We start from the raw sequence: 24,848 nt of genomic DNA, 5'->3' as shown, positions 1-24,848 counted from the left end.
AAAGCAAGAAAACAAAGTTCCCTGCGGTGGTTCTTACCGATGTCGGATTTCTGCCTGAGAAGTCAGGAGATTTTCCGACATGCTTTCGTGATGATTTTTCTGGTTCTGCAGCCATTTCGGAAAGTCAGCTTTTTCCATAACCGATACTAGTGTACAGTCCTTTAAGCCAAGCTGTGTCGTGTAGTAGGAATCACAGAAAAAGCCGCTGTCATCTGTCAGAACATAAGTACAAAGTGTATCCAGAATCTGTTTAAACTCCAGATTGTCATAATCCCGGATACGTCTTTGAGGAAGTTCCCTGTCATATATTTGACTGAAACATATCACGCAGTCACGATAGAGGGGCAGGGCATTTTGTTTTACATACTCCCGAAGCATATAATTAAGCGGTTCATGGAGAAATGCAGTGTTTGTGTGGACTCTTCGTTTCGGAAGCAGTCCGGGAAGCGTAATGGTGAGAATCCCCTGCTGTTCTGCAATCCGCATTCCCTGTGCATCTGCCGCTTTGGGAAGATAAACTGCTTGATTTGGGGAGAGAGCCGGACAGACAAGGTTACGCATCTGGCAGGCAATCCGCTCCGCCCGAAGAGCAGCACTGACGCTCAGTTCCTCAAAATTTTTATCATAATTCTGGATATCAGTGACCTTCAGAGCGTAAACGGTATTCGTCAGTTTTTGCAGCTCCCCTTCCAGTTTTTCAAGCCGCTGGTAAATGGTTGGTGTATTTTGCGTCATAATAACCTACTTTCTCATGTAGTAACTGACAGCACCGGATTCATTTACAAGGCAGTAAGCGGCTACATCATCAATGGTGATTTTGGCAGCCTGGCTTTCGGATTCTAAGACAATCAGGCGTTTGGAACCATTTGATGGGATACTTTCCATCACATGATTGATCAGAGCCTCCTGTTCTTCACCGATATAGATGATTTCGTATTGTTCATCTTGCGAAAAGAAATTGAGCTTGATTGGAAATTCGCCACTGGTGTGGTATACAATACCTTTCTTAAAATCCAGCAGTACCCAAAAGCATGTAATTATAGCATAGTCAGGATTCTCAGCAGACTGCTGGCTGTCACAAAGAAGGTCATGCTCTTTATCGTAAATGATGCGCCCTTGTTTGATGAGGCTGGTAACCAATGACTTGATAGACTGCTCATGTCGGGAGAAAAGTTGTAAAACCTGGTCATACTTCAGAGTATGGTAAGTGGTAATGAACCGTAAGAGCTTGGCTCCCTCTCCTTGATAGATTTCGTTCCTTGTTTTCATGATTGACTCCCTTCTATATATAATAGGAAACTTTATACGTATGGCTGTACGTACAGAATACGTTTGGTATTGTAGGTATAGTGTACGTACAAAGTACATAGAACCTGCTGTCAGCGATTGAATTTACAGGTACAAAAAAAGCACCATCTATGGGTGCTGGAAATAAGGAAAACTATAAGCAATACCTATTGTAGCATGGGTAATTTTACGCTTCAATCGCAGAAGCAGGTCATTTCTGTGCCATTTTCACTGGTTGGCATAAAAAAAGCAGGAAACCATTTTGATTCCCTGCATGGTGTATTGTTGTGCTTTTGTGTAGTTCTAATGATTACTTGTCTTTATAAAATGCTTCGAAAGCTTGTGCGAAGAATTCGGCTGTACCATTGCCGTATTTTTCATCTATCATAGGTTTGATTTTTTCATTACGGTAATATTGAGCCTGTGCAACCATCAGACCGTGTTCTTTCTTTATCTGTGAAAGTTGTTTCATAAGAAAACCGTATTCGGAAACAAGTTCTCTTACTTCAGAAGAATCTGGTGAACATACTTTTTTAGCTGCTAATTTGTATAAAAGATTGTCAAATTGTTGGTTGTAACTTTCTGCAGCCTCTTTGCTAATAGGATTGTTGGCAACAGACAGGAATTGCTCTTTTCCTCCATACCACTCAACAACTTTAGCATAGCCTTTCTGCATTTCTTCTGATGAAACTGTTTTAATATAATGCTTTTTCCATTCTTCAATGCTTCCAAACTCTTTTACAGCAAGTTCTTTCATATTGTCAGGCATATGTTCAAACATAGTTTGGAACATTTCTTCAACTTCCGTTTTACTAAAAATCGCAAAATCCATTTTATTCTCTCCTTTCAGGATATCATCAATGCTGGCAATCAGATGTTCCATACGTTCTTTCTTTGCTACCAACATTTTTCTCTGCATTTGCAAGATCTGGTTCCTTTCAAGAGCAGGATTCTCCAGAACAGCTTTGATTTCTTTCAAAGGAATGTCAAACTCACGGAAAAACAGAATCTGCTGTAATATTTCCAATGCCCTATCGTCATAAAGCCGGTATCCCGCATCACTTTTTTGTGTTGGTTTTAAAAGCCCGATTTCATCGTAATAGTGAAGCGTGCGAACGCTGATACCTGTAAGTCCTGATATTTCTTTGACTGTCCTCATAGTTGCTGACCTCCTGTTCCTGATAAGATAACTGTACGCTATGACGTTCCGTGAGAGTCAATATATATTTTGCATTTTTTAGTATAACATTTTTATGATATTACGAAAAGCCGAGAAGATAGGCGATATGTATTACTCTGGAAAGAACTTGTTGAGCGTATCCAATGTCTCTTTTGCAGTAAATCCCCAAAGGATGGTACTGAGTGCTTCAATCGCAGCCCTGCGTTTCCGGTAATAGGTGCGGTAGGAAATATTGGTGATGTGGTGAGCCAGCTTATCCAATATCTCATCTGTATTTTTCATTTCCTGTGGAGAGAGAAAAGCGTAGTAGAGAATCCAGTAATACTGTTCCCCATGCTTGTGATTGTTCCGGAGGAGATCGATGGATGATTCCAAAAGCTTCAGCATCTGGTTGCTTCTGGCAATACTTTTTGCCCGTTGTTCGATGTCGCTTCCGGTAAGATCAGCCCCGGCAGCATAGATGGAGTCCAGAAATTTGTCGATGTCATTGTCGTATTGGAGCTTAAACTGGTGCTCCATCTGGTGTACGACTACCTTCAGGCTGTAGGTTGCATCCCGGTATCTGCGTAAAAACTGATAGGTGTCGTGAAAACGTGGATCTTCTTCGGGTGAAGGAAATCCCTGTGTATTGCGGTTTGCCATGTCTATTCCCCCCCTTTCAGTGCAGAAGGCTCTGCCACGGCAGGCATCTTTTGGGCAGACTCATCCCCCGGACTTACGGACAACTCAAACCGATAAGCGGCATTTCCGTAGGGACAGATAATATTTAGAGTAAATGTATTAAATATATCTTTGCAGGCTGATAATGGAGATAATATATAGCGGGTTTTGGAGCAGTGGCAACATGGAATCCCTTGTGAATCCAATAGTTCTGCGACTTTTTGCACGATAAATTTCATGTGTGAATCTGGAACGCAGGAATCATTTTTTGTAACGGTGATTTGTGAGTCTGTGACAGTTTCTGAAACGCTAACAGAAGCAGAATCCTCAATAGTGATTTCTTCAGGTACATGGATTGGTAATTGCATCTTCATAGCGATCTCCTCCTTGTCAATCATAACGTCGCTGATATTAAACATCACGGACAGGTAATTGTTGAGATAAATTACGCTTCCGTGTTTTCCTGTAAATGAGATAAGTGTAATGTATTCTTTTTCCTCCAGTTTCTTCAAGAGTCGTGATACCGATGCCTTTGACAGACTCCACCTTTCACCCAGTTCATTAAAGCTGGTAAGGGGATTTCCGGTATTATCCCGGTAATAGACAATGGGACCGGAATCAGATCCCAGGACAGAGGAATCGTTGTAAACTGCATGAATCCACAGATCCAGAATAACATCCATTTCCGAGCATTTTCCAATGCCAATTAGTTCGTGAACTTTGGCAATCGGGAAAAAGAAAAACCCTGTATCTTTTTTACAGGGATAGTTGTATTCCAATACGGTATTGTCTTTGGGCCAGTCTGATATTTTGAATTTGACCAGGCGGTTTTTGCCGAGAAGAGAGTAGGTAATGTAATTCTGCTCTTCAAAAAATCGAAGGATGGACAACGCTTGATGTTGGAAACGGCAGCGAAACCATTCCTGAAGATCTGTGACTGTGCAGATCCACTCTCCTGGACCAATGGTATAGGTAATGTGTTCCATCCGGCGGTAGGATGTGCGGTAATTTGCATAGGAGCATAATACCAGATAATAAAAAAGAAAAGAGCCCCCGGTAGTTCGGATGCTCTTGGTAGTGATTAAAGTTTGTATGAAGTCACGGTAAATGCGACAGCGTGGAAATTCCACGATTTGTTTGAGTTCTAATTTGTAATTCATGGTGATCTTCCTTTCAAAGTATATTTAATTGTAATCGGACTTTTCATAGTGTTGGTATCAAGAAGAAGCCGATGGAAGTATAGCAAGTAGTCGTTTCACTCATTGCATTTTTATTGCATTTTTAAAATTTAGATTATGTGGCTATGTTGCTCTTAACTGGTTAAAAAGCCTTTAAAATCGTCTATATGCGTTAATACTCCGTACTGTCAATCTGGAGTTTGAGTGATGAAATGAACTTGAAAAAGCCTTTATTTATGCTGATTGCAAGCAAATTTGTTTAAGCCTTGGCAACGATTTGGCAACATTTTGGGTATCACTCACTGAATAACAGAATACTTCAATAAGAGAAAAACCTTGCTGATTTTCAGATATGGAAACTGAACATCGGCAAGGTCTTTTTATGCTTATTTCTGCTTTTTCTTTTTAGACGCTTTCTTTTCTTCTTTCTCGATTTCCTGAAATTCTTTGGCAAGCATATCACTGACCGCCTGCGAGGGAACACTCCCCCAATGTCCAGAGGTGTCAAGTTCTGGGTACTTGTATCGCCACTGGTCGTATTCTTCTCTGCTAATCTCGCCCCGTTCCAGCTTGGCAGATTGTTCCTGCCATGCGTGGAACATTTTGAACATGGAGGAATAGGTGGAACAGTCGGACTTGTCCAACCGCAGACACACTTCCCCGTCAATCTCTCCGATTTTCAGTCCATACATATCTTCCAGCGCAAAAAGTGTGTGCATAAGCCCGATATAGCTGTCAATCTCCGGGACTGTGATTGCTCGTGGGCTGACATCAAAGATATTTGCCATTTCTTTTACAAGGTCTTGCTTCGGCGTTCTGGCTTCTGATTCATACTGTGCCATACGGACATCAGAGGTCTTTCCGAGAAAACCGAGGATTTCGCCTAACTGCTTTTGCGTCATGCCTTTCCGATTACGGAAAAAGCGGATTCGTTTGCCGATTGCCATAATAAAACCTCCGTTGTAGTTATAGTGATACAACCATTCTTGACTTAAACATTTCTGTTGAAGTTAGTATAACATTGTGCAATAGGAATAGCAAGAGGAACTTAAATAAAAAAAGTTAAGATTTTTCTGCAAACCACTTGACTTAACGGAATTTATTTAGTATCATGAATATAACTTAAACAAAAACAGTTAAATAAAGAAAGGAGAGGATAACTGAATGGCAGAAAAATCATTTATGACTGTGGAGGAAGTGGCAGCGGAACTGCGGGTGTCAAAGTCAAAAGCCTACCAGATTGTGCGGGAACTAAACGCAGAATTACAGAAACAGGGCTATCTGACGGTGGCTGGTCGTGTGAACGCTACATTTTTTCATAAAAAGGTCTGTTACAGCGATTAAGCGGAAAGGAGATGATTTGAATGGCTGTATACAAAGACAATGCTACAGGAACGTGGCGGGTAATCTATCGTTTCACGAATTGGAAAGGGGAGCGGAAGCAGACCCAGAAACGAGGATTTGCTACGAAGAGGGAAGCACAGGCGTGGGAACATGAAGCCATGCTGAAACAAGGTGCAAAGCTGGATATGACATTTGCCAGCTTCTTTGAGGTTTACGAAGCCGACAAGAAACAGCGTGTCAAGGAAAGCACATGGGAATCCAAAAGCCATGTAATCCGCACAAAGATTTTACCGTATTTCGGAAATCGGAAGATAGCGGAGATTGAAGCAAAAGACATTATCGCATGGCAGAATGAACTCATGGCGTACCGGGACGAGAAAGGGAAGCCTTATTCGGCGGATTATCTGAAAACCATACACGCCCAGCTTACAGCAATTTTCAACCATGCTGTGAACTTCTATAACCTGCCCTACAATCCGGCAAGGCGGGCCGGCACAATGGGAAATGAGGTTCCGAAAGAAATGGACTTCTGGACGAAAGAGGAATATCTGAAATTCTCCGAAGCCATGATGGATAAGCCCCGTTCCTATTATGCCTTTGAAATGCTTTACTGGTGCGGAATCCGCTCCGGCGAACTGCTGGCACTCACTCCGGCTGATTTTGATTTTCAGAAGCAGACAGTCACAATCAGCAAGACGTTTCACCGATCTAAAGGGCGGGATATTATCACAAGTCCGAAAACAAAAAAGAGTAACCGTACAATCAAAATGCCGCCATTTCTCTGTGAGGAAATACGGGAATATATCAAAATGCTTTACGACATTCAGCCAGACGAGCGGTTGTTTACGGTCACGAAATCCTATCTCAACCATGAGATGGAGCGAGGGGCGAAGCAGGCAGGGGTGAAAAAGATTCGTGTGCATGATATTCGTCATAGTGCGGTTTCTCTGTTAATCGACATGGGATTTTCGGTGTTGGCGATTGGGGAGCGCATGGGGCATGAAGCGGAGAAAATCACTTACCGCTATGCTCATTTATTCCCTACGGTGCAGACGGAAATGGCAGAAAAATTGGAAATGGAGCGAATGACAAAGGAGGATACAAATGGAAAGAACACTTGATTACAAAGGGCGGTGGCGCAATCATACAGTAGCGTTCCGGGTATCGAACGAGGAAGCGAATCTGCTTAACGATTTGGTGGCACTGTCGGGATTGACGAAGCAGGACTACATCACAAGGCGGCTGCTGTGCCGGGACGTGGTGGTACAGGGTAATCCGAGGGTGTATAAGGCTCTGAAAAATCAAATGGCGGCTATCTACGAGGAATTGAAGCGGCTGGAAGCATTAAGCCCGGACAATGACGAACTGCTCTATACGTTACAGGTAATCGGAATCACATTAGACGGTCTGAAAGGAGAAGATGAATGACAGAAAAAATAAAAACGACTGCTCCCGTATTATCTGTTGGCGCAGATAGGGAACAGCCGAATACAAAAAATCACAAAGAAATTATAGCAAATGAAACAGCACAAATCAATCTGCAAGCCGCACAAAACCCGGAGAAATCCAGGAGCGGCGGGCTTCAAATCGTTTCCATGACGGAACTGTATGATACCGTATATCCACCGAGAACACCGGTTGTGGACGGGTTTCTCTACGGCGGTACTTACCTCTTTGTAGGTGCGCCGAAAGTTGGAAAATCGTTCTTTATGGGGCAGCTTGCCTACCATGTGGCAATGGGGCTTCCACTGTGGGATTATCCCGTCCGAAAGGGGACGGTGCTGTATCTGGCACTGGAAGATGATTACGCAAGGCTTCAGCGCCGACTCTCCGGTATGTTCGGTGTGGAATGTGCGGATAACCTGTACTTTGCGACACAGGCAAAGACCTTGAATGAGGGATTAGACAGGCAATTAGAGGAATTTCTGAAAGAGCATACAGACGCAAGGCTGATTATCATTGACACGCTCCAGAAAGTGCGTGAGGTTGGCGGGGACAGGTACAGCTATTCCAGTGATTACGAGATTGTGACAAAGTTAAAATCGTTCAGCGATAAATACGGTATCTGCCTGCTGGTGGTTCATCACACACGCAAGCTGGAATCCGAGGACAGCTTTGATATGATTTCCGGCACAAATGGGTTGCTTGGAGCGGCAGACGGGGCGTTTATCATGCACAAGAAAAAGCGTACTGACAATGAGGCGGTGCTGGATATTGTGGGGCGTGACCAGCCGGATCAGGAACTGACCATAGAGTTTGACCGGGAGTGCTGCGTCTGGAAATTTAAAAAGGCGGAGACGGAACTGTGGAAACAACCGCCGAATCCTCTGCTGGAAGCAATCAACAATTTTCTGACAGAGGATAAGCCGGAATGGGAGGGGACAGCAACAGAACTTGTGAGCCAGTTGCCGGATATGCAGATACAGGCAAACGTGCTTTCCAGAAAATTGAATGTAGTCAATAGTCAGTTGCTTAATAACTATGGAATTTTCTATGACAATAAGCGAGGGCATGAAAGGAAGATTGTTCTGAAACGGCTTGAGCCGAGAGAGTAAAAGCGACGATATGCGTCGGTTGCGACGGTATTTTTTACAGTGGGCTGGTATAGAAAATATTGACGCTATCGACGCAAACCGACGCAGAAAGGATTAAGTGATGAAAAACGTGCAAATTCCTTATGAATTGTTTGTATCTCTGCTCCGCTATCATCTAATGGAAGATGATGATTGTCTGAATGAAATCCGGCAGGGATTGGAGCAGAAATTGGATTCTCTGGTGCGCCATGAATTATATGCGAAATATAAGACTGCGCCCACACAGGAAGAACGGGAAAATGCCAGACAGGAATATCTGGAAAAACGTGGAGTGCCGGATAGCTTCCGCTGGTAGTTTTCCTTTGATGATAACAGACAGGAGCGTGTCACGCTCCTGTGGATAGCAGATAACGAGAAAGGTGTGATTTGATGATAATTCAGCCGGAATGGGGAACCCGGAACGTGAACAAATATTTTTACGAAAATGAAGCCCGTAGGATTGCCGCATTCAATGAAATCTTTGGAGATGTGGAACTGACTGCGGCAGAAATGCGGACGCTGGTATGGCTGTGTGGGTGGGAGGAATGTACAGTAGAAAACGTACTTTCGGCTATCCGAAAAGCTATGGCGGAAGCAAAGCGGCGGGAACAGCCGCCCGTCCGTAGGACGGAAAAGCCCTCGGCAGAGCGCAAAGGCAGCTTTTGATGGACGGAACGGCTGTCAAAAGTGCTTTTGCGTTACTTTCGGCGAAAGTAACAAAGCTTATGCGCCGTATCCGGCGCTGATTACCCGAACAGGGAGAAAGGATATTGATTGAAGCGAACAATCAGCTTTATGACAGGAAAAGGCTCTGTCAACCATAACAGCAGAAAATTTCATGCAAAGAATACTGACCCGGAAAGAAGCTGTCTGAACGTGGAATACTGCAACGAAAATATTAAGGACGTATATCACGAATTGTTTGATGAAGCACTCGCCCGGTACAATGAGAAGCAGACTAGAAGTGACCGCCGGATTGATGATTATTATGGGAAAATCTGTTCCGGCAAGCAGGAAAAACCATTCCATGAGATTATCCTGCAAATCGGGGATAAGGACAACATGGGAGCGAAAACGGAGAACGGACAGCTTGCGGTAAAAGTGTTGGATAAATATATGCAGGACTTTCAGCAACGAAATCCTACGTTGAGGGTGTTCAGTGCCTATCTTCATATGGACGAAGCAACGCCCCACTTGCATATAGATTTTGTACCGTATACGACAGGAAGCAAGCGGGGACTTGATACAAGAGTTTCTTTGAAACAGGCGTTATCTGCTCTCGGATTTAAAGGCGGCGCAAGACGGGAAACGGAATTAAATCAGTGGGTGGCTTATGAGAAAGAACAGCTTGCCGCTGTCATGCTGGAACATGGGATTGAGTGGGAGAAGAAAGGCACACATGAAAAGCATTTATCTGTCTTGGATTTTGAAAAAAAGGAGCGGGCAAAGGAAGTTGCAGAACTGGAAACGAAAAAAGCGGAATTGCAGGAAGAAAACGCTACTTTTCAAGAAATCAACGAAGATTTGCATGAACAGTTGTTACAGGTTGATGATGAGATTCGTTCCTTACAGGAAGATTTGCAGGAGTCCCGGCAGGAAGCAGAGAAAGCACAGAAACAGGCGGACAAATATCAGAAGCGCATGAATGAACTTGCTCCTATGGTAAAGAACATGGAAAAGCTGGCGGCAGACTTTTCCGCAGATCCGGAGCAGACGCTTCCAGAAGCGGCGGTTATGGAATCTGCAAAGTCGTATCGGGAAAAGAAAGCAAAACCGCTGGTAAAGAAAATTGTACAAGTTATGCGCTCCGTTTATTCGGCATATCTGGATATTTCAAATAAGTTTACAAAGCTGCAAGCGGCGTATAACAGGGAACGGAGCGGAAACGAGCGACTGACAAACAGGCTGGAAGAAGTTTTGGAGGAAAACCGGGAATTGAGGATAGTGGTGGAAGATTTTGGGCGTATAAAAGCTGTGGTCGGCTCTGAACAGGTTAATGCTGTGATTGACCGGGTAAAGCAGCAGGAACAGATAGAAGCCGAGCAGAAACGGGCTGCAAGGAGAAAACATAATCGGGAAGCCCGCTGACAGGCGGAGGGCTGCTTAAAGACCTCTTAGCTGCATGAAGCGAATCCCCGCCAGTTAGTCAAGAGTGGCGTAGCCGTTAATTTACTCTTGACTGGCTGGTGGGGATTTGCTATTTCCATTTACTCTTTCAAACGAAGAAGTTATAATTAAAATATAAAGGCTGAAGAAAGGTTAAGGGAGAATGGATATTACAAAGGAATTAAAAAAGGATGGTATGTTACTAAAAAAGATTCCTAAAAAGGAACAAACGATAGATATTTGCAAAATGGCTATTAGACAGAATCCTTTAGCTTTACAATTTGTGTCCAGAAAATGTTTGGATTCAAAAATGTGCTTAGCAGCGGTAAAAAAGGATGGACAGGCATTTCGGTATGTTCCTAGTCAATTTATTACGAGGAAAATGTGCGAATTGGCAGTTGAGGCAGACCCGGAACTTTTGAATAATGTACCAGAGAATTTTAGGACATTGAGAATTTGTATAAATGCTATTAAAAAAGATGTAAGTACTTTATCATATGTATCACGAGAAAAAAGATATGAATTGTTTGACAATAACACAGAAATTGATTTAATTAAAAAGGTTGTAGAGCATAATTCTAAATGGTTAATGTATATGCCTAACCGCCCAGATGTGAGGGCGTTTTGTATAAGTTGTATGGAAGAAGATTTTTCTGTTGCACAGTATATGCCAGAGCAGATAAAAATTGCTGATGATATTCTGAACTATCAAAAAACGAAAGGAAAATTACATTTTATACACAAGTATTATAATTCCGAAGAAGGAAAATTTTGTGTAAAAATTAAGGTTGTATGTGGACAACATGCCTCAATATTTGATGAAAATGAGATGATAGAAGAATCATATTGTGTTGTGATGGAATTTGGAGACTTTGACAAGTTTTATAGCTTTTTAGATGGAGATCTTTTTGATGCAGAATTAAGAAATTTTGATTTTAAAGGAATAGATTTAAAGCAATATAATATTGATGGTGCTACTATCAATAGTGAAATATTGCAATTACAAGGATTATATGACGGGACATATTTTTCATCTATTAAAAAGATTTTGGAAACAGATTCAGATGAATTTATGGGAAGTAATGAGATTATGATACCTAATGAATTTTGTTATCCCAAACCTATAGATGATGATGAACATGAGCGATTTGATATTAGTCATATTCCGTTTTTTTATATTAGTGACATTCACTTAGCACATCGAGTTTGCAATAAATTTAAGGATAAGGCAACAAAAGAAGAAATACGCTCATATATAAAGTATTTAGCAAGAAGTATGGTTTCTTCCATTGGAACCAGGCCATATAATAGCTATTTGCTGATTGCAGGAGATACTTCATCTATTTTTGAGTTTGCCGCTATTTTTTATAACGAACTTATACAGTGGTGGAATCCAAATCAGATAGTGGTTGTGCCTGGTAATCACGAATTATGGGATCCTTGTATTGACATGGAAGATAATATAGAAGTATATAGGAAATTTTTTGATGATTTAGGTATAATATTTTTACAAAATGATTTAATGTGTGTAGAAGATAGGAAAAAATGTGAGATATTCAGTGAAGTAGAAATATTGAAAATGAGTGAAGAAGAAATAAGGAGCAAGTCTCAATGTTGTTCGGTCATTATTTTGGGTGGAATAGGATTTAGTGGTTTAAATGAAAAATTCAATGCCTCAAATATTCGATATGGGAAAAGTTTTGATGAATTATCAAGAGAAGCAGCTTTGAGGAAAGATATACAAGAGGCAATTCGTTTTAATACGATATACACCAAAATATTAAAAAGCTTAGACAAAAGCAGAGTTATTGTCCTTACACACGTCAAAAAAGGAGACTGGAATACTGAACCACATAATCCGTATTGGATATATTTGAATGGGCACAATCACCAAAACTTTTATGAAGTGAGCGATAGAAGAACTATATATGCTGATAACCAAATTGGATATAGAACAAAGAATATTGGGTTAAAATATTTCTATTGTGATAATAATTATGATATATTTGCTTATTATCAAGACGGAATACATGAAATAACACGGGAGCAGTATATTGATTTTAACAGAGGGAAATTGGTTTCCATGTCATTTAAAAGGGAAGATGGAACAATTTATATGCTAAAAAGAAATAGTATATATTTATTTTTGATATACTGTGAATACTCCAAACGTTCAAGAGGAAAATCACTATATCTTATGAATGGTGGAAAGTTGGGGAGATTAGGACGAAATAGGATAGAGGATTTAGCTTATTATTATGATAACCTCAAAAAATATGTGGAAAATGTAAATCAACTACTATACAGGTACGTGGGAGGTCAACAGAGAATTTCCGAATTTATCAAACATCTTGGCGGTTCTGGAAAGATACATGGTTGCATTGTTGATGTAGAAAGACCTAATGAATTAGAAGGATTTTCATATTGTCATTTGTTTGTTAATCCGATAGATGGGAAAGTGACACCATATTTTGCTTATGATGTAAAATCAAGAATTGTATACAAAGATTTTAAGGCTTTACTGCAAGCACATGATAGTTGCAAGTTAATGGCTAATAATTATTTGAGGCTTGAAAAAGAATCTGTGCATAATTTACCGACTATTCAGTATTCGGGGCAGATGGAAGAATGGGAAAATGAAGATTCCATGTATGATGAGGGAGGTTATCTATATAAAATTTCTCGAATTATAAAAAGTTTACAGTATTGTGCGGAGAAAAATATTGTACGTCTTTGGAATGAAGAATTACTTAATTACGATTTTGTAAATAGGATTAAACAATCGAACAAAATTGACGAAATTGTAGATGACAGACTAATGATTGATGAAAAGAGTATTTAATGGTAATGTTACGTTTTAGACATTCTGAAATGCTTGTTTTGTAAGGAATTTCAAACGCTGTGGGAGAGGGTGTGATACTTTATACCTATATCCTCGAAAACGGGCTTCTATTGCGTAACATTTCAAAAATGTATTGTCAATCTGCGAAGATTTGCTATAATAAAGGCGTGGCAACATTTTGGCAACAGAAAATCAGCAAGCCAGAATAAATGATGTAATCGAAGTAAAAATCGGTGTGTATTTGCATAAAACTTAAACAAATATAGTTAATAACAACGAGGGACACGCCGAGTTTGAGTAATAAAAATTGTTAATCACCACTCACGATTATTCCGTTTTTTGTAAAAAGAAATAGTCTATAAAAGAAAGAGTTTTGGAACCACATAGTAGTTTCAAAGCTCTTTTTTTCGTGCTTTTCGGGGCATAAATGGAGTGTCGAGGGGCAAGAGAGGTGGATAACGGAAATTGCAAAAAACAGGATAATGAGGAGTGATAACGGACAAAAAATTTTCTGGAATCCCTTATAAACAGGGCATTTCAGGGCAGATAAAGTTCTATTTGATAACAAAATGATAACACGAGAGATTTTGGCATTATTTATCCGGAATCTTGTGGTTATCAGGTAATATGTGTGAAACCAACAAAAAGGTCTTACTGAATTGAGTGAAATCAATTTGGTAAGGCCTTTTTTCGTTGGTTTTTATTTGTAGTTTTTGGATAATTATACCGCCACTGGTCATATTCTTCCTGAGTGATTTCTCCGGATTTTAGCTTTTCAGCTTGTTTCTGCCATGCATGGAACATATCAAACATAGAAAGGTAGGTGGTTCCTTTGGATTTGTCCAACCGGAGGCAGAGTTCTCCGTCAATCTCACCAATATGAAGTCTGTAAAGGTCTTCTAATGTAAATAAGGTATGCATAAGTCCTACATAGCTGTCAATATCCGGGACGGCCAGTGCATGCGGAGAGACATCAAAAATATCAGCCAGTGCATTCAGATAGTTTTCTTTTGGACTGCGGGCACCTCAGCAGAGAACGAAGGATTGGCCGTACAAATCGCAGAATTCAGAGAAGACGTACAGCTTTTGAAGGAAAGTAAAGAACAGGCGCTTAGAGATAAAAAAGCCGCAGAAAAGTGTGCAGAAACAGCAGAAAAACAATTAAAAAGCCTGGAAGAACGCAGGGAACAGTTACAGCCGATTATGGATAATGTGAGTAAGGAAATAAAAGAATATGGAACAGTTAAAATGTTGTTACCGGAAGCTGGCACGTTGGAACGGGCAGCAACCTACCGGGACAAAAAAATCAAACCGCTGTTTCTTCAGATAAAAAATAAGGTTGCGGCAATGGCTGCGCAGGTTAAAGAACTTACAAAAGAGGTGGAAAATTGGAAGAGTAAATATCAAAAGCTGAAACAAAAATATAACGGTATTCAGAAGGAGTTGGATGATATGCGTAAAGAAAATCATAAATTATCAGAAGAAAAGAATATAATGCAAGGTGTTTCTGATAGGTATGACCGTGTTGTACGAGTTCTGGGAATAGAGACGGTAGATGCGGCAGTACAGCAGGATATTCGTAACGAGAAAGCTCTGGAAGAAAAGCAGCGGATGGAACAAATGCCGAAGGGAAGTATTCATGAAAGATTAGCCTGGGGAATAAAAAAGAGTGAGATGGAGAATCAGCAGCGTAAGAAAAATAAATCAAAAAATAGAGAAATGGAGAGATAAAATCATGGAAAAACACGTTTATGATGAAAAGAACGGATTAAGCTATACTCTGTGTGGAGATTATTATTTGCCGGATCTGGTATTGAATGAAGAAGAAGCGACATATGGAAAATATGGAATGTTACGGAAACAGTTTTTGAAAGAGTATAGACCAATACGGTATCAAAACTTGTTATTATCTGGCAAGCTGACAGCACATCTGAATCAGATTGACCAGGAAGTAACAGAGCAGGTCGAAGTGTTAATGAAACAGATGGCAGAAAAACAGGGCGTGAACGAAAACTTAAAGAGGCAGGATCAGATGAAGTGGGTTAGATTGATGAATAATATCAAAGTTAGTGCGGAAGAAATTGTGTTGAAAGAGAGGGTATATATGTGAGTCGGAAGGGTAGTCGAAAGGCTGCTCTTTACAAAGATGAAAATAAAAATTGCTGAAAAGGTATGAGTTTTGTAGTGTAAAACTCTTTTGACATTGTGTTTTCCGTTAAGTAAAATATCTTTGATAGACAGATAATGAAAAAATGATTATTCTTGGTTTAGATCAAGAGAACAAATTACTTGCGAAGGGAGGAAATTATATGGAGCTGAGTATACAGATAAAAAAATACCGAACAGAGCTTCATCTATCACAGGAGGAATTGGCAGAAAAGGTATATGTAACAAGACAGACAATTTCTAATTGGGAAAACGAAAAGAGTTATCCTGATATTCATAGCTTGTTACTTCTTAGTTCATTGTTTAATGCATCTCTCGATCAATTAATTAAAGGAGATATAGAGAAAATGAAAGAAATTATTAGCGAGCAAGAAATTAAAAAGTTTAATTATTATGGTTCCATCTATACAGTTCATTTGGCCGTGTTGATTATATCGGCAGTACCTTTGTTTATGTGGCTCGGAAGGTATGCGTATATTCCGTTTGGGATTTTATTTATTATTACAATGTACTGGGCGTTAAAGATTGAAAAACTAAAAAAGAAAAATGATATACAAACCTATAAGGAAATTGTTGCATTTACGGAGGGAAAAAAATTGGATGAACTTCATAAGGCAGTTGAAGTGGGAAAACGTCCTTATCAAAATATATTAAAGGTTATTATCAGTGCGGGTGTTACAGCGATGATTTGCTTCTTAATTGGAGTACTGATGCACGTATTCTTGAATTAATTAAATTTAAGGATATTTTGATTTGTAGAATTATAAAATAGAGCATTTTTCTCGCAGATTTTAACCGGTAGTTAAGAAATCGAAGCCATAATTAAACGAAGGCTCAATTGTAAACACATATTAGAAATACTATAATGAGAATATAAACAGGAGGTAGGAACAATGCAAATTGGTGAGAAGATAAAAAACTATCGGAAAACTGCGGGATTAACACAAGAACAGGTGGCGGATTATTTGGACGTTTCTACTCCTGCGGTAAATAAATGGGAAAAAGGAAACACATATCCAGATATATCATTACTTCCGGCAATTGCTCGATTATTAAAAATTGATATGAATGAACTATTTTCATTTCGTGAAGAATTGACAGAAAAAGAGATTGGACAATTTGTGAATGAGCTTTCGGAAGTTTCATTGGATAGCTTTATAAAAGCTTTTGAGATGGGAAAAAATAAAATAAAGGAATATCCTCATTGTGATTCGTTGATTTATTCAATTGCTACTGTTTTAAATGCGGCGTTAACTTTATCCGATGTCGATGATGAGAAAAAGTTGGAATGCAATAATGTGATTGTTGAATGGCTGGAACGAACTGCTGAAAGTCCGAATGAAAAGGTAAGGATTTCCAGTATTTTTATGCTTGCAGCGAAATATATACAAATGGAAAAATATAAAGAAGCAAATATCTTTTTGGATAAAATTCCAGATACTGTGATAGATGCCACAATTATGAAGACGAATGTACTAGCACACCAGGAAGGGACAGATATTGCAGCGTTCTTTTTAGAGGGAAAACTGATGCAGACAGTTACGAATATACAAAACTATCTGTATAAGTTGATAGAAATGGAAGAAGAAACCGGAAATCATTGTAAAGCAGAGGAGATTGCCGAAATCACAGAACATATGGTATCGTTATTTGGTCTGTGGGATTACGGTAAAGTAGTACCATATCTATTGATTGCCGTGTATCGAAAGGATGTAGAAAAATGTATTCAGTTGATAAAAGAAGTGCTGATGGAGTCACAGAAGCCATGGAAGATGGTGGAATCACCTTTATATTACAGATATGTGGATACAGTACAGGGAAAGTCTTTTTCAGGCGTTGGAAATAATTTTGTTCGTGCATTAGCTGCAGAAATTGAAAATAAAGAAGAGTATGAATTTTTGAAAGGAAATAAAGAATTGGAGGCGATTTTTTCTCAATATTTGAAATAGATTGCGATAAAAATATATAGAAATGATAAAATAAAAGCTGTAAAAATCTACGTTGAATTTTACAGCTTTTTGTGTATAATAGAAGTAGCAGAAACAATTTAAAATCAAAGGAAGGAGCTGAAAGAATATGGCAAATATTTTACCAGTATCTGATTTGAGAAATTATAATGAAGTCCTGAAAAACTGTCATAAAGGAGAACCGGTATATCTGACTAAGAATGGCAGAGGACGTTTCGTTGTCATGGATATTGAAGATTATGAGCGTGACCGTGCAGAGAAAAAGCTTCTCTTGAAGCTGCAGGAAGCTGAAGAAGCAGTGAAAGATGGCGAAGGTTGGCTGGATCTGGACGAACTGAAAGCACTTGTGGGGGAATAAGATGTTAAAATTGCGGATCAATCCGATTGTTGCAAAGGATTTGAAAAACATCCGAGATTATATTGCTGAAGATAACGAAGAATATGCAGCAAAGACCATAAAGGAAATTTACGGTAAATTTGAAAACCTTCAGATGTTTCCTGAAATGGGGTCGGATCTCTCCAAACGGGTCAGCTTTCGGACAGATTATAAATATGCGATATGGGAAGATTATGTTATTATCTACAAGGTCGGTAACGAATATGTAGAGATTTATCGTGTAGTTAACCGATATCAGGATATCACGAGAATCTTTGATTGATAACAGAGATGTGATAACAAATTGATAACACCGTTCAGTACAGTCTGTGGACTTTGGACAGTGGAACACATATAAAACCAGATAGAACCATAATCCCTATACAAAAGTGTATAGTGATAAGATTTTATTTGCGAGTTTGAATAATGTAAAAATAGCGGGAAGCCTTATAAATCAAGACTTCCCGTTTTCTGTGCTTGCAAAATGCTTGCAGTTTTTTGAAATTAGTTGTGTTTATAAAGCTTTTCAAAATATTCTTTGAATCGTTGTTCTTTTACATTGTGAGTGTAAAATGGTAATCCCTTGACGGAATAATTGTCATAACCTGGATAAGCTATACATTTTGAGTCATCTTCTAATTGTAAAAGGAAATGTTCTTTCCAGATATCGTTGTCTATTAAGTGCTGACCTTTGGGTTCGATAAAAATCTGCTGTTGTTCAACCACTGTTGATTTGTTACCGAGTATTAAAATGTAATCAGGTTCAAATCTTTTGCCATCATCAAAAGAATATAAATGATATTTTCTTTCGTTTCTTATCAAGTAAACAGTCTCATATACTTTCTTTAATTCTTCTACTTGTGTTGCAAAGTATCTTACAAATCTTTTTTCTTCGGTTGTTCCATAATTATCATCGTATACGAACCAGGATTTATCTGATAAGTCATATCTGTAAGCTGGGTTAATATTAGGTGCATTTTGAGAAATTCCTTCACCTTCTTTTTGCTCAATTTCATTATTATCGTATTTCTTCTCTCTTGGAGAATCGACAATATAATCTGATAATTTTATTTCTTTAAATACATGGGTTCCTTGTAACGGTGCTTTTATAGAAAGAATCTTATTAGACAATATTTCAAATAATCTTAATGCTCCTTGATAAATATCTTCATTAGTTGGTTCTCCAGATGTTATTGTTACAAATTCATATCTGCCTGCATAATCTTTAGAAGATAGAAATTCGCTATGAGATTTTAATAACGGGAAATATGACTTTAATCTTGAGAACTCATAAACAGGAAATTTTCTTAATGCCTTTAATAAAATTCTTTTGTCAACTTTGGTTACTTTGTGAGTACGCTCGACAATTTTTTCATCTATCGTATTTTCTTCTTCTATTCTCTCATATAATTTCGAAACAGAGGATCTCTTAACTAAATTTGTACTAGACATTATTGTAAAGGTATCAGGTATTTTTGATATTTCCGCAGCCGGTTTTTCTTCATAAGAGTTTATAAACAATTTTCCGTACTTGTAAATATCGCTTTCGATAAAATCTTTTTTCAATTTATATTCAAATTTTACCTCCTCATTAATCTGTTTAAATCCCGTTTCTTCTAATGCTCTTTGCAGATCATAAATATATTTTGAATTATCAATACAATGATAGTATAATGTTTCACAAACTTTTAAAGGATTGTCTGGAATTGCATCGAATTTTCTTTTGTATTGCTCATTTTCAGCTCCGATAATTTCTTGATTTAGCTTGAAAGGAAAATATCTTGCCCCTCTACCAATTAATTGTGCTTCTTGAGTTGTAACAGGAGAAACACTTGTACCATCCTTTCGTTCATCATATAATCGTACAATATCAAATAAATTTAGTACATCCCAACCTTCATGCAACATATCAACAGTAAATACCATTCTATATGGAACTCTAGGATTTTCCAAATCATTTAATTCTACTTGTAAATCGTTTATATTTTTAACTTTACTATGAACTTTTATCAAATGCTCTTCTGAAAATTCTTGTTTTAATTCATCAACTAATAATCTATTAGTCAAACCATGAGAATCAAAATAATCAAACATTTCCTTAATGATGTCTTTCGCTTGATTTCTAATAATAGCAATCACATTTTCATCAAGTTCATTTTTCATATATTCTTTGAAGTTCTCAAAGAAAGCATCACAATTATCTGTTGTTCCATCTGTTTTAAGAAGAATAACAGGCTTCATATCATGGATATGATTATCTTGAAAAAGTTTCAATCTATATTGACTAAGAAGCATTGCTTGAATAGTTCTTGTTATTGGGTCTAAAGTAGTTCTTAAATTAAATAAATCTTTTGTATATCCACTAGCCCTAAATTCCAACAATGTATAATTAAAAATGATTTCTGCAGGATTTCCACAGTATTTCTCTAAAATGTTAGGATTTTTCAAATCACAAGTAGCAGTAAATTCTAATAAAACATTATCTCGATTTGCTCTAAAAATATTATTGATTGTATCTTCCCAATTTCTGTCCTCTTCTTTTTCAGCAGCAGATAATTTTTTCTTGGTCGCAGCATTAATATGATGAGCTTCATCTGCAATCAATACTATTTTCTTATCATCAAAATCTTCATATGAAATAGAATACTCTGTTATATTATTGAGCTTACCATGTAAATCTTGAATAGTTGTAAAAAGGATATTAATATCATCACTTGTATCATCAATATTTTGGAATGATTTTACTTCATTGATTTCAACAGTCCTTCTATCGATTACAATTTTTCTTTCAAACAAAAATTTACTTGAATATTCATTTTTAAAATTTTCTTTTGTCTTTGCGACAATATTACTTTGATTTACAAAAAAGATAAAATTTCTATAACCTTTTTTATAAAGATACAAAATTAAACCAGCCATAATTAAGGTTTTTCCACTACCTGTTGCACTATGAAACAAAGTCCAAATTTGCTTATTATGGTTAAACCTATCATCTTCAAAATATGTAATGAAATTTTGAAAAGCCTCTTTTTGATATTCTCTTAATTCAAATTTATGGTTCAAATTATTAACAATATATTCTGGTATTTCCGGTCTTTCAACAAACCCTTCTTTAAATTGCTTTTCTATTTGATAATATTTGAATTTACTCTTATCAATATCAGGCATAACTATACCCCCTCATAAAAGTCTTTTGTAAATGCTTTATCATTATCATCGATAACATAATCTTCATTGTCCATATCCGAATAATTAATATATAAAGTATTTTTATCAATAATACTTATAAGCACTTTTTTAGCATCATCAATTGACAATTGAATAAAGTCATCATCTTTCATCTTGTTAATATCTACTCTATAAGAAATAAATTCTGATTCCTTCAAGAAATTGAATATATCAACCAATTCCTCAATGGTATTTGCTTTATAAATTTTATCTATATAAGTTTGACTATTCTCTGCAAGTTCACAATAAATATATGAACCACCACCATTCCAATTTTCATCAGAAGAAATTCCTGATTTATCACCATTGATAACATTAGATAATCTTGTTTTTGCTAATTCAATATGCTTGTCTAATTGCTCCAATCCAATATAGGTAAGGCCTTTTTTATGAGCAACGGCCGCAGTAGTTCCAGAACCTAAATAAGCATCTAAAACAATATCTCCGGACTTCATACAACAATCAAGAATTGCACCAACAAGTTCTTCGGGTTTCTTTCCGTTTGCCAATTGAACTTGACCTTCTTTATTGACATTTTTCATTGCACCAGTAAAATCCCAATATGTTCCCTGCATTTCTTTTTTATATAAGATACCATCTTTTTCTTCACTTGTATCTTTTAACCAAGCAAATAATCTACACTTATCCCCTTTATAAAATTGTTCATACCAAGTTCCCTTATTTCTTCCTGTTTTAGGAATATACTCAATTGATAATAAATCTTCTTGAATATTTTGTTCAATTTTATAATCTATAATTCTTGTTCTGATTGAAGATTGGGCATTTGTTGTTTGGAAGATTTTCGTCCCATACTTAGAATAAACCTCTTTTTCTGTTATATTTTCGTCTTTTGCCGCTTGTTTAATTGATTTATAAATTGGATTTATTCTTTTATATACTTTGATTTCATTTCCAGTACCATCTACTGTTGAACCAATATATTCTTTTTCACCAGCATCATATAAAATAGTTTTATATTTCCAATCAACACCATTCTCAATATATTGTTCAATAAGCTCTGACATCTCTGTATATACATATACCCCATTAAATGGTTCTAAACTCTCATAATCTTTTGCATAAATCAAAATATATTCAATATTTTTTTTGAACCTCTTATCTTCTCCTCCGCCAGAAGCTCCTGCAAGGTTTTTCATTTTAATAGATAATGTATTCACATAATTATCTCTTCCATAAATTTCATCACATAATACCTTTAGATAGTGCATTTCTGTATCATCACATTGCAAGAAAATAACGCCATCTTTTTTCAGTAAAGTTTTTGAAACATCTAATCTATTTTTCATCATAGTAAGCCAAGAAGTATGCTTAAAACTATCATTGTATGGAACATAATCTTTTTCACGATTATATAAAATATCCCAATACATACATTTAATTTTACCCTTGTATCTAGGAACCAAACTATACATTGATAAAAGATTATTACCCTTAATAATTAAATTGTCATTTTGAAGATCAACAGCAGCTTCTTCTCCATCCTTGCTTATTCTTTTTACATTAGCAAAAATTTTAGGAGACAATAATGTATCTATTTCCTTCTTCATTAATGTTTCATTGAAAAACACTTCTTTGCGCTTTTCTGTTTCCTCTGTTGAGTCCATCTCCAATATACAATCTTTGTAAGGAAAAGAAAGAACAACATTATCCCTTTTGGAAATAGAGTTATTATTATCGTCCACAAGCATAATATCTTTTTTGTATTCAGAATAAGAATCCGGTAAAAATTCTTTGCTATCAATTACCCAATTGAATTTTTGTGAATCAAAAACAAAGATACCATTTACATTCTTAAAAAACATATTTTTAGTAACTTCATTATCTAAAAGTAGCTGTAAAAATGTTTCATCTAATTTTGATGATAATTCGTATATTCTATTTTTCATTAATGTTCCATCAGATGCAACTAATCTATCATCATTTTTTAAAACATCATACACATTTTCAAATTCTCCAAACATTGAAAAGCCTCCATAGTATTTTTCTTTTTTAATAGTAGTATTATTTAAATATAGTCACAGAGAGGAACATTGAATATCTGCAATGTATCCTCAATTTCAGCTTTATACATGTCCTCGTCATACATAGGTGAATTTTTTTCTTCTAAGTGACGCATATGTGCGTGAAACAATGTTATAAGCTGCATGTTATCGGAATATAGTGCTATGTTCATATTTCCATTTACAGGAACCGGCGATTCGTGTATTTCAATTCCGATTTCTTTCATATCATACCAGCACTGCCTGAATTCCATATAGAGTTTCTTGATTTCATTCGAACTGTTCATAATGTAATCTAATTCAATATAAAAAGTGGCACTTCGTTTGCTCATAATTTCATCAACGGATATAGTGGATCTGATTCCGGCATCTTCCAACGCAAGCAAGCTTCGATAAAATTCAGAAAAACGAGTAATCGGGTGCCTGTCAGAAGATAGCAGAGAAGAGGCATCTTCATTAAACTTTTGCACCAGTGCAAAATTGTTGGTAATCTCTTCGGCAAAATTATATGGATATCTTGCCTTCCAACGGATATAATCGTTTTTCTTATCCGCAATGGTACTATTTGAGTCATTGATATCCGGTTGTAATTCGTCTCTTTTTTTAACCCATGCTGAAAGTCCCTCAATAATCCAGTTAGCACTCGAATATTCTCCCTTTGAAAAGGCTAATTGATAATTCTCACCAACTTTTTCGAAATGCAATCCATAGATATCTTCTAATTCAAAAAGTACATGCATTACACTTGTGGGATCATCGAAATCTGGTTCAGCAAGCGTAGAAGGATTTATGTCCAGTGCATCAGCAATCTCAAACAGTTTTCCATCCTTTGGTTTTCTTACATCATTTTCATATTGACGTATGCGGTCTCCGGTCAATTTGACCATGGAGCCAAGTTGTGCCTGTGTCAGACCTTTTAGTGTTCGATATTTTCTTATTTTATCTCCAAGAGTCATATAAAAATCTCCTTTACGATAAGTGATTTATTGCTTAATAGCATTATTGTACCACGAACAAATAAAAAAGTGAACAGAAAAGTTAATATAAAATAGAATTAAAGTACAAAAAAGTACTTTACGAAAAAAGATATTATACCATAATCACACAAGTACAAAAATGTACGCATTGAATAATCGCAAATGTTTTCATAAGACATTGAAGTGAAGAAAGGGAGAATCAACCTATGAATAAAAAGATGTATGTAGACGTTACAGAAGTCTGTGATGATTGGGGAGTCAGCCGAGCACAAGTCTATAAGATTATTAAGCAGCTCAATGATCGCATGCTTGCTATCAATCCGAATCTTATCGTTTTGTCTGGCAAGGCAAAACGAAAGTTTTACGAGGAAAACTGTTATGGCATGGTAAAACAAGCATAAAAAAGACCTTTCTCCGGCAAGAGAAAGGTCAATAACACATCAGAAGCTGTGATGTATCGCTTACACATTTACTATAGCACAGAGGCTATTATTGATGTTGAGATTTGAGAAAAATCGTAGAAAGGTGGATAAAAGTTATTGTAGAGAATGGTATTACTTATGTATTAGGTGATGATGATATTTATTATCCGGATTTACAGTTACCGGAGGGAACAAATTATAATATCGGAAAGTTTGGACATATGAGATGTGAGTATCTGAAAGAGTTCAAACATGGATATTATATGGAGCTGTTACTTGATGGAAGACTAAATGAATATCTGCATGAGATTGACGAGGCATGTTATGAGATGCGGGACAGGCTCGTGGAAAAGATGAAGGAGAAACAAGGCGTGACAGAGCAGTTAAAAGCTGAGAATCAGATGCTGTGGGTAGGGAAGATGAATAATATTATTGCTTGCGCGGAGGAGGTTGTGGTGATGGAGGTGGTGTATGTGTGATCGGTAAAAATAATTCGCTGTTAGCGAAAAAAGATATTGACA

At 37.2% G+C, this 24,848-nt stretch carries 25 protein-coding genes and 1 pseudogene; 16 read left to right on the top strand and 10 right to left on the bottom strand.

Translation table 11 applies throughout. From position 1 onward, the window contains the following. Nucleotides 1-33: 33 nt before the first annotated feature. From PGY05_RS04465 to PGY05_RS04440, 6 genes are all read right to left on the bottom strand, one after another. A complete protein-coding gene (locus tag PGY05_RS04465) occupies nucleotides 34-735 on the bottom strand; it encodes a DUF6100 family protein (RefSeq protein WP_117536972.1) in 702 nt (233 codons plus the stop codon). A 6-nt stretch (nucleotides 736-741) separates the two neighbouring features. Continuing rightward, complete coding sequence (locus PGY05_RS04460) at nucleotides 742-1,269, bottom strand: DUF5697 family protein (protein WP_117536971.1); 528 nt, start codon at nucleotides 1,267-1,269, stop codon at nucleotides 742-744. 328 nt (nucleotides 1,270-1,597) lie between these two features. Beyond that, a complete protein-coding gene (locus PGY05_RS04455) occupies nucleotides 1,598-2,446 on the bottom strand; it encodes a MerR family transcriptional regulator (RefSeq protein ID WP_117470887.1) in 849 nt (282 codons plus the stop codon). A 132-nt stretch (nucleotides 2,447-2,578) separates the two neighbouring features. Then, nucleotides 2,579-3,109: a hypothetical protein gene (locus PGY05_RS04450; protein ID WP_005333547.1), complete on the bottom strand. Its 531-nt coding sequence runs from the start codon at nucleotides 3,107-3,109 to the stop codon at nucleotides 2,579-2,581. A 2-nt stretch (nucleotides 3,110-3,111) separates the two neighbouring features. Next, nucleotides 3,112-4,287: a MarR family transcriptional regulator gene (locus PGY05_RS04445; protein ID WP_023921589.1), complete on the bottom strand. Its 1,176-nt coding sequence runs from the start codon at nucleotides 4,285-4,287 to the stop codon at nucleotides 3,112-3,114. A 404-nt stretch (nucleotides 4,288-4,691) separates the two neighbouring features. Beyond that, the gene (locus tag PGY05_RS04440) at nucleotides 4,692-5,252 is read right to left on the bottom strand and encodes a helix-turn-helix domain-containing protein (RefSeq protein WP_021869172.1); all 561 of its coding nucleotides are present in this window, start codon (nucleotides 5,250-5,252) and stop codon (nucleotides 4,692-4,694) included. Nucleotides 5,253-5,469: 217 nt separating this feature from the next. On the opposite strand from PGY05_RS04440, the gene PGY05_RS04435 reads away from it, so the two are divergent. The 8 genes from PGY05_RS04435 (at nucleotide 5,470) to PGY05_RS04400 (ending at nucleotide 13,170) form a co-directional block, all read left to right on the top strand. Next, on the top strand, nucleotides 5,470-5,649 hold the full coding sequence (locus PGY05_RS04435) for a DNA-binding protein (RefSeq protein ID WP_021869173.1): 180 nt from the start codon (nucleotides 5,470-5,472) through the stop codon (nucleotides 5,647-5,649). A gap of 20 nt (nucleotides 5,650-5,669) precedes the next feature. After that, complete coding sequence (locus PGY05_RS04430) at nucleotides 5,670-6,770, top strand: site-specific integrase (RefSeq protein WP_021869174.1); 1,101 nt, start codon at nucleotides 5,670-5,672, stop codon at nucleotides 6,768-6,770. Further along, a complete protein-coding gene (locus tag PGY05_RS04425) occupies nucleotides 6,754-7,077 on the top strand; it encodes a plasmid mobilization protein (RefSeq protein WP_021869175.1) in 324 nt (107 codons plus the stop codon). Before PGY05_RS04430 ends, PGY05_RS04425 begins: the two co-directional genes overlap by 17 nt. Beyond that, nucleotides 7,074-8,204, top strand: coding sequence for an AAA family ATPase (locus PGY05_RS04420; RefSeq protein WP_055168131.1), 1,131 nt, complete (start codon nucleotides 7,074-7,076; stop codon nucleotides 8,202-8,204). The genes PGY05_RS04425 and PGY05_RS04420 overlap by 4 nt, the downstream gene beginning before the upstream one ends. 100 nt (nucleotides 8,205-8,304) lie before the next feature. Continuing rightward, complete coding sequence (locus PGY05_RS04415; RefSeq protein WP_055168133.1) at nucleotides 8,305-8,538, top strand: hypothetical protein; 234 nt, start codon at nucleotides 8,305-8,307, stop codon at nucleotides 8,536-8,538. Between the two features lie 74 nt (nucleotides 8,539-8,612). Then, the gene (locus PGY05_RS04410) at nucleotides 8,613-8,888 is read left to right on the top strand and encodes a hypothetical protein (protein WP_021869279.1); all 276 of its coding nucleotides are present in this window, start codon (nucleotides 8,613-8,615) and stop codon (nucleotides 8,886-8,888) included. Nucleotides 8,889-9,017: 129 nt separating this feature from the next. After that, a complete protein-coding gene (locus PGY05_RS04405; protein ID WP_117502880.1) occupies nucleotides 9,018-10,310 on the top strand; it encodes a plasmid recombination protein in 1,293 nt (430 codons plus the stop codon). 181 nt (nucleotides 10,311-10,491) lie between these two features. Further along, nucleotides 10,492-13,170 carry a DUF4116 domain-containing protein gene (locus PGY05_RS04400; protein WP_270475421.1) on the top strand — a complete coding sequence of 893 codons (2,679 nt, stop codon included), beginning with the start codon at nucleotides 10,492-10,494 and terminating at the stop codon, nucleotides 13,168-13,170. Between the two features lie 669 nt (nucleotides 13,171-13,839). Here PGY05_RS04400 and PGY05_RS04395 read toward each other — a convergent pair. Continuing rightward, nucleotides 13,840-14,193 (bottom strand): annotated as a pseudogene (locus PGY05_RS04395) (helix-turn-helix domain-containing protein); the annotation flags it as partial. 21 nt (nucleotides 14,194-14,214) lie between these two features. On the opposite strand from PGY05_RS04395, the gene PGY05_RS04390 reads away from it, so the two are divergent. The 6 genes from PGY05_RS04390 (at nucleotide 14,215) to PGY05_RS04365 (ending at nucleotide 17,962) form a co-directional block, all read left to right on the top strand. Then, nucleotides 14,215-14,901, top strand: coding sequence for a hypothetical protein (locus tag PGY05_RS04390; protein ID WP_270475420.1), 687 nt, complete (start codon nucleotides 14,215-14,217; stop codon nucleotides 14,899-14,901). A gap of 4 nt (nucleotides 14,902-14,905) precedes the next feature. Then, complete coding sequence (locus PGY05_RS04385; protein WP_195479127.1) at nucleotides 14,906-15,280, top strand: TnpV protein; 375 nt, start codon at nucleotides 14,906-14,908, stop codon at nucleotides 15,278-15,280. A 199-nt stretch (nucleotides 15,281-15,479) separates the two neighbouring features. Beyond that, nucleotides 15,480-16,067 (top strand): helix-turn-helix transcriptional regulator, encoded by a 588-nt coding sequence (locus tag PGY05_RS04380; protein WP_270475419.1) that lies wholly within the window; start codon nucleotides 15,480-15,482, stop codon nucleotides 16,065-16,067. A 162-nt stretch (nucleotides 16,068-16,229) separates the two neighbouring features. Further along, entirely contained in the window at nucleotides 16,230-17,285 is a 1,056-nt protein-coding gene (locus PGY05_RS04375; protein ID WP_270475418.1) for a helix-turn-helix domain-containing protein, read from the top strand. Between the two features lie 127 nt (nucleotides 17,286-17,412). Beyond that, nucleotides 17,413-17,661, top strand: a complete 249-nt coding sequence (locus PGY05_RS04370) for a type II toxin-antitoxin system prevent-host-death family antitoxin (protein ID WP_021905858.1) — start codon at nucleotides 17,413-17,415, stop codon at nucleotides 17,659-17,661. Between the two features lies 1 nt (nucleotide 17,662). Continuing rightward, complete coding sequence (locus tag PGY05_RS04365; RefSeq protein ID WP_055248365.1) at nucleotides 17,663-17,962, top strand: type II toxin-antitoxin system RelE/ParE family toxin; 300 nt, start codon at nucleotides 17,663-17,665, stop codon at nucleotides 17,960-17,962. Between the two features lie 221 nt (nucleotides 17,963-18,183). On the opposite strand, the gene PGY05_RS04360 is transcribed toward PGY05_RS04365, so the two are convergent. Genes PGY05_RS04360 through PGY05_RS04350 form a run of 3 tightly spaced genes read right to left on the bottom strand, consistent with a single transcriptional unit; the run spans nucleotide 18,184 to nucleotide 23,884 of the window. Beyond that, nucleotides 18,184-20,847 (bottom strand): DEAD/DEAH box helicase family protein, encoded by a 2,664-nt coding sequence (locus PGY05_RS04360; protein WP_270475417.1) that lies wholly within the window; start codon nucleotides 20,845-20,847, stop codon nucleotides 18,184-18,186. Between the two features lie 2 nt (nucleotides 20,848-20,849). Beyond that, complete coding sequence (locus tag PGY05_RS04355) at nucleotides 20,850-22,889, bottom strand: DNA methyltransferase (RefSeq protein WP_270475416.1); 2,040 nt, start codon at nucleotides 22,887-22,889, stop codon at nucleotides 20,850-20,852. Between the two features lie 44 nt (nucleotides 22,890-22,933). Beyond that, nucleotides 22,934-23,884, bottom strand: coding sequence for a helix-turn-helix domain-containing protein (locus PGY05_RS04350; RefSeq protein ID WP_270475415.1), 951 nt, complete (start codon nucleotides 23,882-23,884; stop codon nucleotides 22,934-22,936). Between the two features lie 227 nt (nucleotides 23,885-24,111). Here PGY05_RS04350 and PGY05_RS04345 point away from each other — a divergent pair, with 227 nt between their 5' ends. Beyond that, nucleotides 24,112-24,306, top strand: a complete 195-nt coding sequence (locus PGY05_RS04345) for a hypothetical protein (protein WP_270475414.1) — start codon at nucleotides 24,112-24,114, stop codon at nucleotides 24,304-24,306. A gap of 104 nt (nucleotides 24,307-24,410) precedes the next feature. After that, entirely contained in the window at nucleotides 24,411-24,806 is a 396-nt protein-coding gene (locus PGY05_RS04340; RefSeq protein WP_270475413.1) for a TnpV protein, read from the top strand. Nucleotides 24,807-24,848 lie beyond the last annotated feature (42 nt).

It is taken from the genome of Coprococcus sp. AF51-11b1, assembly GCF_027682785.1.
Classification (GTDB): Bacteria; Bacillota; Clostridia; order Lachnospirales; family Lachnospiraceae; genus Allocoprococcus; species Allocoprococcus comes.
Note: the sequence above shows the minus strand (reverse complement) of the source record. Positions and strands in the feature narration are given on the sequence as shown.